Here is an 8,428-nt window from a genome sequence, read left to right on the forward strand (position 1 = left end):
TGCAGTTCGGTATTTTCAGCGTCGGTGACGTCACGCCCGACCCCACGACCGGCCGGACGCCGACCGAGCGGGAGCGGATCAAGGCCATGGTCGCCATCGCGCTGAAGGCCGAGGAGGTCGGTCTGGACGTGTTCGCGACCGGCGAGCACCACAACCCGCCCTTCGTGCCCTCCTCCCCGACCACGATGCTCGGCTACGTCGCGGCGCGCACCGAGCGGCTGATCCTCTCCACGGCCACGACCCTGATCACCACCAACGACCCGGTGAAGATCGCCGAGGACTTCGCGATGCTCCAGCACCTGGCCGACGGCCGGGTGGACCTCATGATGGGACGCGGCAACACCGGCCCGGTCTACCCCTGGTTCGGCAAGGACATCCGGCAGGGCATCAACCTCGCGATCGAGAACTACGCCCTGCTGCACCGCCTGTGGCGCGAGGACGTCGTCGACTGGGAAGGGAAGTTCCGCACCCCGCTCCAGGGCTTCACCTCCACCCCCCGCCCGCTGGACGGCGTCGCGCCCTTCGTGTGGCACGGCTCGATCCGCTCCCCGGAGATCGCCGAGCAGGCCGCGTACTACGGCGACGGCTTCTTCCACAACAACATCTTCTGGCCCGCCGACCACACCAAGCGCATGGTCGAGCTGTACCGGACGCGGTACGCCCACCACGGGCACGGCACCCCCGAGCAGGCGATCGTCGGGCTGGGCGGGCACGTCTTCATGCGGAAGAACAGCCAGGACGCCGTACGCGAGTTCCGGCCCTACTTCGACGTCGCCCCGGTCTACGGGCACGGACCGTCGCTGGAGGACTTCACCGCGCAGACGCCCCTGACCGTGGGCTCGCCGCAGCAAGTGATCGAGAAGACGCTCGCCTTCCGCGACTACGCAGGCGACTACCAGCGCCAGCTGTTCCTGATCGACCACGCCGGACTGCCCCTCAAGACCGTCCTGGAGCAGCTCGACCTGCTGGGCGAGGAGGTCGTGCCGGTACTGCGCAAGGAGTTCGCCAAGAACCGCCCGGCCGAGGTGCCCGACGCTCCCACGCACGCGGCCCGGGTCGCCCGGGACCGAGGGTGAGGGGACGGTAGGGCCCGGCTCCACGGTTGCCCGGCCCCTGGTGAGAGGGCAGTAAGAAGGACGCTCCGGCGCAGCGCATACGGTTCCGGGAACCCCCGGGCTTGGCACACTGGACGCGTGCCCCAGACAGTGCTGCTCGCCGAAGACGACCGCGCCATCCGCAATGCCCTGGAGCGGGCCCTGACCCTGGAGGGCTACCAGGTCATGGCGGTCGCCGATGGGGTCGAGGCGCTGGCGCAGGCCCACCGCAACCGTCCGGACGTGCTCGTCCTGGACGTGATGATGCCCGGCATCGACGGGCTCCAGGTCTGCCGGGTGCTGCGCGCCGAGGGCGACCGGACGCCCGTGCTGATGCTGACGGCCCTCGTGGAGACCGCCGACCGCATCGCCGGCCTGGACGCGGGCGCCGACGACTACGTGGTGAAGCCCTTCGACGTGGAGGAGGTCTTCGCCCGGCTGCGTGCCCTGCTGCGCCGTACCAGCCCCGTGGGCGCCGGGAGCGCACCGGCGGCCGAGGCGCCCAGGCCGCTCCCGGAGCGGTTCATCCACGCCGCCGGCATCCGCATGGACCCGCAGGCGCGCCGGGCCTGGCGCGGCGCGCGCGAGCTGGAGCTGACCCGCACCGAGTTCGAGCTGCTGGAGTTGCTGGTGCGCAACGCGGGCATCGTCCTCGACCACTCGACGATCTACGACCGCATCTGGGGCTACGACTTCGGGCCCGGCTCGAAGAACCTCGCCGTCTACGTCGGCTACCTGCGCCGAAAGCTCGACGAGCCGGACGCGCCGCAGCTGATCCACACGGTCCGGGGCGTGGGTTACGTGCTGCGGGAGGACTGAGTGGACGGCCTGCGCCGGCTGCTGGCCGGGCGGCGGCCGGGCCTCGTCTCGCTGCGCACCACCTTCGCGGTGTCCTTCGCGGCGGTGACGGCGGCCGTGACGATCCTGGTCGGCATCCTGTCGTACAGCGCCGCCGCGCGGCTGGTGCGGGTGGACCAGCAGACGGTGTTCGACGAGGTCGTGCAGGACCTGCGCGACGAGGTGCGGGAGAACCGCATGGCGCCCGGCGACTTCTCGTCCGCCGCGCCGGGCCACGACCTCGTACGGCCCGCCCGCACCGATGTGCAGGTGCTCGGCCCGGACGGGCGCGTCGTCGACCGCGGCAGCCCGGGGCTGCCGGTCACCGGCGCCGACGTGCGGATCGCCGCCGCGGCCTCGTCCGGGGACGTGGCCGAGCACAAGGACGTCGACGTGGGCGACGACGTCTACCGCGTCGCCACCGTCTCCCTCGGCGACGGCCGGGGCGCGGTGCAGGTCGCCCAGGAGTTCAGCGACGTCGAGGACCTGCTGCGGGTGCTCCAGCAGCGGACGCTGCTGCTGGTGGCGGCCGTGGTGGTCGGCGCCGGGCTGTTCGGCTGGTGGCTGGCCCGGCGGATCACGCGCCGCCTGGTCGTGCTGACCGACGCCGCCGAGGACGTCGCCCGCACCCGCCGCCTGGGCATCCAGGTGCCCGTGGCCGGACACGACGAGGTGGGCCGCCTGGGCCGGGCCTTCGACCGCATGCTGGGCCGGCTCGCCCAGTCCGAGGAGGATCAGCGCCGCCTGGTCCAGGACGCGGGCCACGAGCTGCGCACGCCGCTCACCTCGCTGCGTACGAACATCTCCCTGCTGCGCCGGATCGACGAACTCCCGCCGCAGGCCCGTGACGAGCTGGTCGCCGACCTGGGCCAGGAGGCCCGGGAGCTGACCGACCTGGTCAACGAGCTGGTGGACCTCGCGGCCGGGCAGTCCGACACCGAGCCGCCGCGACGGGTGGACCTCGCGGACATCGCCGAGGAGGTGGCGGGGGTGGCCCGGCGCCGCAGCGGCCGCGAGATCCTGCTGCGCGCGAGCGGCGACACCACGACCGACGGGCGGCCCGGGATGCTGACCCGGGCGCTGTCCAACCTCGTCGAGAACGCGGTGAAGTTCGACCAGGGCGGCCGGGCCCCCGTCGAGATCGCCGTCTCGGGGCCCGCCCGCCCCGGCACCATCCGGGTCGAGGTCCTCGACCGCGGTCCGGGCATCGCCGACAGCGACCTCACCCGCGTCTTCGACCGCTTCTACCGGGCCGCCGACGCCCGCTCCCTGCCGGGCTCCGGCCTCGGGCTGTCCATCGTCCGCGAGGTGGCCCTCGCCCACGGCGGGGCGCCGTTCGCGTTCCGGCGGGACGGGGGCGGGACGGTCACCGGGTTCACGGTGGGCGGGCGGCCGGGGGCGAACGACGCGGGGTGAGGAGCGCCGGCGCGCCCCCGGGCGCCGCTGCGAGATCCCTCCCTCAGTCCCCGAGGGCGTAGAAACGCATCGGGGAGTTGGGCCGGAACCCGATCCGCGGGTACACCGGCGCTCCGGCCGCGGTCGCGTGCAGCGTGGCCCGGGTCAGGCCGGTCGCCCGGGCGCCCTCGTACAGGGCCTTGCGGGTCACGGCCTCCCCGTAGCCCCGCCGCTCCCATGCCGGATCGGTGGCGACGAGCACGACGAAGAGCCGCCCGTCCGCCTCGACCGTGGCGGCGCAGGTCACGGGGACCCCGTCGCGCAGCCCCAGGTACGCGAACACACCGCTCTTCCACCACGAGGACCCGGCGAGCCCGTCCCGCCCGTCCTCCAGGGGGAATCCGTAGGCGCGCGCGTTGATGTCCGCGTACGCCCGCAGCAGGTCGTCGTCGTCCACGCGCGCGAAGGCCAGCTCGGGGTGGACGGGCTCGGGGACCGGCAGCAGGTCTCCCGCCATGCCGGTGCCGGGGAAGGCGTATCGCAGGCCCGCCCGTTCGGCGGCCGCTCCGAGCGCGGCACGCGCCCCGTCGTCGAGCAGGTCCTCGAAGACCCACAGGAACCCGGCGTGGGACTTCGACCGCATGATCCCGGCGGCCTCGTCCAGCCGCTCCTTCAGCAGCCCGGCATCGGCTCCGACGTCCGTCAGGGTCACGCAGTTCCAGAAGGCGAACCGGCAGTCGGCCCACCGCACGGCGATGCCCGGCAGGTCGCGCACGTCGGCATCCGGATCCCGGTCGAGCACCATGGCCCGCCAGACCGTGGCGAGCTGCTCCACCGATTCGACCGATTCCGCGAGATCACGCACCAGGGCCCCCTCAGGTCTCGATGTCCGTCGCACCCGTCCTGCCCGTCAGGCGCCCGGCCGACCCCTGTTCCGGCACCACCCGAAGCGCCGGGACGGGCGGTTGCATAAAATCCACTCCCATGGCGAAGCCTGACGAGCTGATCGTTGACATCGCTGCCCGTGTGGAGTCCGGGCAGAGCAACCAGATGTCGTTGACCGTGGTCGCCGGTGGTGCTGTCATCACCGGCCGGCTGGCTCCCGAAGCCGTGTGGAGGCAGCGGGTGTCGGAGGTGCTGACCGGCTCCGCCCGGCTCGGCGAGTTCTCCACCGTCTTCGACACGCCCACGAAGGAGGACGGGCCACCCACGCATCTGCACTTCCACGTCGCCCGCATCCTCCAGGGCACCGTGGGGATCCCGGAGACGGGCGGGATGTACCGGGTCGCGATCGAGGACGTGAGCGCCTGGACCGTGGGGGACTTCAGCTACTCGGACCACTGAACGGTCCGGGTCGATCGAGGGCCTCCGGCCGTCCGGGCGGCCCTAAGAGGCGGAGGACTTCCCGGCGTTGACGTCGGCGTCCGAGGCCTCAGCACGGTCGTGCTCTTCGCCCCACTGCTGGGCACCGGCCTCGGGCCGGGGGACGAGGAGGGTCGCCAGCATGCCGAGCGCCAGCAGCGCGGCGCAGGTGTAGCCGTTGATCTGGATGGCGTGGGACATGGCGTCACGGGCCGCGTCGGCGGCCGGCGCCGTCTGCGGGTTCTCACTCAGCCCGGAGATCATCGCGCCGGCGCTGTCGGAGACCGCCGACGACAGTGTGTCCGCCTCGGGCGCGGGCGTCCCCTGCTGGACGAGCCGGTCCGACAGGTCGGAGTCCAGGGCCGTGAAGAAGGCCGACGTGAGAACGGCGATGCCGAGGGCGGAACCGAGCTGACGTGCCGCGCTCTGGATTCCGGCCCCTTGGCCGGCGTGCTGCGGCGGCACGTCCGCGAGGACGACGTTGGTGACCTGCGCGGTGGCGAAGCCGACTCCCATGCCGTACAGGAACAGGGCGATTCCGATGATCCACCACTGCGAGTCGCTGCCGGCCAGCAGGCCGAACATCAGCAGACCTGCGGCCTCCAGCACCAGGCCGATGCGCACCAGGCCGATCGGGCCGACCTTCTCGGCCATGCCGAAGCTCGCCCCACTCGCGAAGAAGCTGCCCACGGCGACGACGAAGACGATCAGTCCGGTCTGGAGCACCGAGTACCCCAGGGTGTACTGGAGCCACAGGGGCAGGACGGCGAGCATGCCGAACTCCGCCAGGGCGATGATCAGCGTCGCGATGTTGCCCGTGCTGAAGGACTTGATGCCGAACAACGAGGTGTCCATCAGCGGTGCCGTGCCGTCCGCCCGGGTCGACCGGAGCTGAAGCAGCAGGAACAGTGCCAGGGAGGCCACGGAGACGACCAGAGCGACCGGGATGACGGACAGGTTCAGCGCGTCACCGAAGGGGCCGAAGTCCTTCTGAGGCTCCCACCACCCGTAGTTGCGCCCCTCGATCAGCGCGAAGGCGAGGAGCCCGAGGCCCAGCACCGACAGCACCGCGCCGCCGGTGTCGATCTTGCCGGGCTGCCGGGGGGGACTCGTCCAGGTACTTCATGACGCCCAGGACGATCAGCGCCACGACGAAGATGTTGATGCCGAAGGCCCACCGCCAGGAGTACTCGGCGAGCCAGCCGCCCAGCAGCGGTCCGACCGCGGCTGCCGCACCGATCGTGGAGCCCCAGAGGGCGAAGGCCTTGCCCCGGTCCGGGCCCCGGAAGGTCATGTTGAGCAGGGCGAGCGAGGTCGGCATGACGATCGCGCCGCCGACACCCTGGGCGAACCGGCCGGCGATCAGGGTCCCCCCGGAGGGTGCCACGGCCGCGGCGATGCTCGCCAACCCGAAGATCACGGTGCCGATCAGGAACAGCCGGCGTGCTCCCACGACGTCCGAGAGACGCCCCATCACCAACAGCAGAGCAGCCAGAACGATCGCGTAGGACTCCTGGATCCACTGGGCGTCGAAGGCCGAGATCTCCAGGTCGTCGATGATCGGCGGCATCACCACGTTGACGATGGTGAAGTCCACGACCACCAGCGACACACCGAGAGAAACAGCGAGCAGGCCCAGCCAGCGGTCTCGGTTGGTTAAGGACGACCGGGTTGGATTGTCGGACAAGGTGTTGATCCATCCTGTGTGATGCAAGCGCCCGGTCCGGCCGCCGCCGAAGGGTGGGGTGCCCGGGTCGGCCGGAGACCCTTTGAACCCCGGCGCGGGGCACTATGGCAGGAGTAGCGGACGCATGGTGACCTCTACTCACACTGATCCGGAGGGCAGTCCTTGATCGCGAACCGAACGCTGGAGCTCCTCAGCCTGCTGCAGACCCAGAAGGAGTGGACCGGTGAAGGGCTGGCCCAGCGGCTGGGCGTCTCCCCCCGGACCGTGCGGCGCGACATCAACCGCCTGCGCGAGCTGGGCTACCCCGTCACCGCGACGAAAGGCCCGTCCGGCTACTACCGCTTGTCCCGCGGGGCGCGTCTTCCTCCGCTCGTGGTCGACGACGAGCAGGCCTTGGCCATCGCGCTGTCCCTCCAGACCGCTCCGGCCTCGGTGACCGGCATGGGCGACGCCACCAAACGCGCGCTGAACTCCATCAAAGAGCTGTTGCCGCCCCATCTGGCCCACCGTCTTGCGACCTTCTCCATCGAACACATCGAGAACGCGTGGGAACTCGCTCCGCCCCAGATCGATCCCGCACTCCTCGCGCAGCTCAGCACGGCAGCTCAGCGACGCGACCTCGTGAGGTTCTCCTACCGCTCCATCGACCACGACTCGATGGAGGACAGCGAGGTGCTGGCCGAACCCCACCGGCTCGTCGTCTGGTCGGGTCGCTGGTACCTGGTGGCCTACGACCAGCAGCGGTGTTCCTGGGACGCCTACCGGCTCGACCGCATCCGGTCTCTGGCGCCCACCGCGTGGCGCTTCGGCGAGCGTGAGCTTCCCGACGAGGACATCACCCGCTTCGTCCAGAGCCGGCCCGATCGGGGTGACAGCCTCGACAGCTGGCCGTGCTGGGGCACCGTCCTGATGGAGTGCCCCGCGACGCTGGTGGCGAAATGGGCTCCGGGATCCGCCAGTTTCGAAGCGATCGACGACCGGATCACCCGGATCCGGATGGGGGCCTGGTCGTGGTCGGCGCTCCTCGGCTTCCTGATCACCTTCAGTTGCCGGTTCACCGTGGAAGGACCGCCCGAACTCGTCGAAGCGGCCCGGAGGGTGATGGGCCGCATCGACGTCGACATCCCCGGCCCGAGGGACACCCCGCGCCGTCAGCGGCAGCCCCCGATCGACCGGGGCCGTGTGAAGTCCGTTGAGACTCCGGCCGATTGACCGCAATACCCCGGCTTCGGCCCATCCGCCGGGCGGCGCCGGCCCGGATGCCGCTTGCGGCACAACGGGTTCTCATGCAACTGCCCGTCCCGGGTACGGCAGTGGGGGCGTGCTCAGTCGAAGCGAAGATCGGCCAGCTGCTTGCCGGCCTCAGTGGCGTCGTCATCGGGGCGGGGATCGGTCGCTCTGGCGACGAGGAGCGAGGCCATCTCCCGGCCCGCCCTGTGTACGCGGCCGGACAGACCTTCCGTGTGCGCGCCGCCGCCGGATCCCCAGTCCTCCGACGCCGCGTATACGCCGGTGGGGAGGACCACGGCTTTCAGATAGGAGAAGAGGGGACGCAGGGCGTGGTCCAGCACCAGAGAGTGCCGGGGCGTACCACCGGTCGCCCCTATGAGGACCGGCTTGCCCGCGAGGGCAGCGGGGTCGATCAGGTCGAAGAAGGACTTGAACAGCCCGCTGTAGGACGCTGAGAACACTGGCGTCACGGTCACGAGGCCATGGGCGTTGGTCACCGCTCCGATCGCGTCGGCCAGCGGCGGTGGGGGAAACCCGGTGACGAGGTTGTTGGCGATGGCACCGGACAGGCTGCGCAGTTCGATGACCTCCACCTCCGTCTTGTGGCCTTGAGCAGCGACCTCGTCGCGGACCGCCTCCGTGAGACGGTCGGCCAGCAAGCGGGTGGATGAGGGGGTGCTCAGTCCCGCGGATACAGCGACCAGCTTCATGCGGCGGTTGCCTCCTTGGAGGCTGCTCCTGCTGCCGCCAGCAGGGAGGCGTGGTTCGGGGCGTCCGGCACCTCGGCCGGGCGGTTCTTGGCGAACTCCTTGCGCAGTACCGG

9 protein-coding genes and 1 pseudogene are annotated in these 8,428 nt (G+C 71.2%); 5 read left to right on the forward strand and 5 right to left on the reverse strand.

Going from position 1 to position 8,428, the window contains the following annotated elements; translation table 11 throughout:
- From GTY56_RS23600 to GTY56_RS23610, 3 genes are all read left to right on the forward strand, one after another.
- Window positions 1–1,076 (forward strand): LLM class flavin-dependent oxidoreductase (locus GTY56_RS23600; RefSeq protein WP_161367334.1); only part of this gene is annotated, 1,076 nt, incomplete at its 5' end.
- Between the two features lie 117 nt (window positions 1,077–1,193).
- Window positions 1,194–1,913, forward strand: coding sequence for a response regulator (locus tag GTY56_RS23605; RefSeq protein WP_161367335.1), 720 nt, complete (start codon window positions 1,194–1,196; stop codon window positions 1,911–1,913).
- Window positions 1,914–3,347: an ATP-binding protein gene (locus GTY56_RS23610; RefSeq protein ID WP_161367336.1), complete on the forward strand. Its 1,434-nt coding sequence runs from the start codon at window positions 1,914–1,916 to the stop codon at window positions 3,345–3,347.
- Between the two features lie 43 nt (window positions 3,348–3,390).
- On the opposite strand, the gene GTY56_RS23615 is transcribed toward GTY56_RS23610, so the two are convergent.
- The gene (locus GTY56_RS23615; RefSeq protein WP_161367337.1) at window positions 3,391–4,191 is read right to left on the reverse strand and encodes a GNAT family N-acetyltransferase; all 801 of its coding nucleotides are present in this window, start codon (window positions 4,189–4,191) and stop codon (window positions 3,391–3,393) included.
- Window positions 4,192–4,310: 119 nt separating this feature from the next.
- Here GTY56_RS23615 and GTY56_RS23620 point away from each other — a divergent pair, with 119 nt between their 5' ends.
- Window positions 4,311–4,670: a hypothetical protein gene (locus GTY56_RS23620; RefSeq protein ID WP_161367338.1), complete on the forward strand. Its 360-nt coding sequence runs from the start codon at window positions 4,311–4,313 to the stop codon at window positions 4,668–4,670.
- Between the two features lie 42 nt (window positions 4,671–4,712).
- Here the strand turns inward: GTY56_RS23620 and GTY56_RS41390 are convergent, their stop codons facing one another.
- Both GTY56_RS41390 and GTY56_RS41395 read right to left on the reverse strand, forming a co-directional pair.
- Window positions 4,713–5,747, reverse strand: a complete 1,035-nt coding sequence (locus GTY56_RS41390) for an MFS transporter (protein WP_346345550.1) — start codon at window positions 5,745–5,747, stop codon at window positions 4,713–4,715.
- Window positions 5,656–6,375 (reverse strand): MFS transporter, encoded by a 720-nt coding sequence (locus tag GTY56_RS41395; RefSeq protein ID WP_346345551.1) that lies wholly within the window; start codon window positions 6,373–6,375, stop codon window positions 5,656–5,658. The genes GTY56_RS41390 and GTY56_RS41395 overlap by 92 nt, the downstream gene beginning before the upstream one ends.
- A gap of 162 nt (window positions 6,376–6,537) precedes the next feature.
- Between GTY56_RS41395 and GTY56_RS23630 the strand changes: the two genes are divergently transcribed.
- Complete coding sequence (locus GTY56_RS23630) at window positions 6,538–7,587, forward strand: helix-turn-helix transcriptional regulator (RefSeq protein ID WP_161367339.1); 1,050 nt, start codon at window positions 6,538–6,540, stop codon at window positions 7,585–7,587.
- 113 nt (window positions 7,588–7,700) lie between these two features.
- On the opposite strand, the gene GTY56_RS23635 is transcribed toward GTY56_RS23630, so the two are convergent.
- Together GTY56_RS23635 and GTY56_RS23640 are read right to left on the reverse strand one after the other, a co-directional pair.
- Complete coding sequence (locus tag GTY56_RS23635; protein WP_161367340.1) at window positions 7,701–8,315, reverse strand: FMN reductase; 615 nt, start codon at window positions 8,313–8,315, stop codon at window positions 7,701–7,703.
- A pseudogene (locus tag GTY56_RS23640) lies at window positions 8,312–8,428 on the reverse strand (5,10-methylene tetrahydromethanopterin reductase); the annotation flags it as partial. The pseudogene GTY56_RS23640 and the gene GTY56_RS23635, both read right to left, overlap by 4 nt.

Origin of the sequence: Streptomyces sp. SID5643 (assembly GCF_009872555.1) — a bacterium.
Lineage (GTDB): Bacteria > Actinomycetota > Actinomycetes > Streptomycetales > Streptomycetaceae > Streptomyces > Streptomyces iakyrus.

What these genes read in the sequence shown, in the direction of transcription:
- GTY56_RS23620 (WP_161367338.1), top strand. Translation starts at nt 4,311, where the DNA reads ATGGCGAAGCCTGACGAGCTGATCGTTGACATCGCTGCCCGTGTGGAG.
- GTY56_RS23635 (WP_161367340.1), bottom strand. Translation starts at nt 8,315, where the DNA reads ATGAAGCTGGTCGCTGTATCCGCGGGACTGAGCACCCCCTCATCCACC.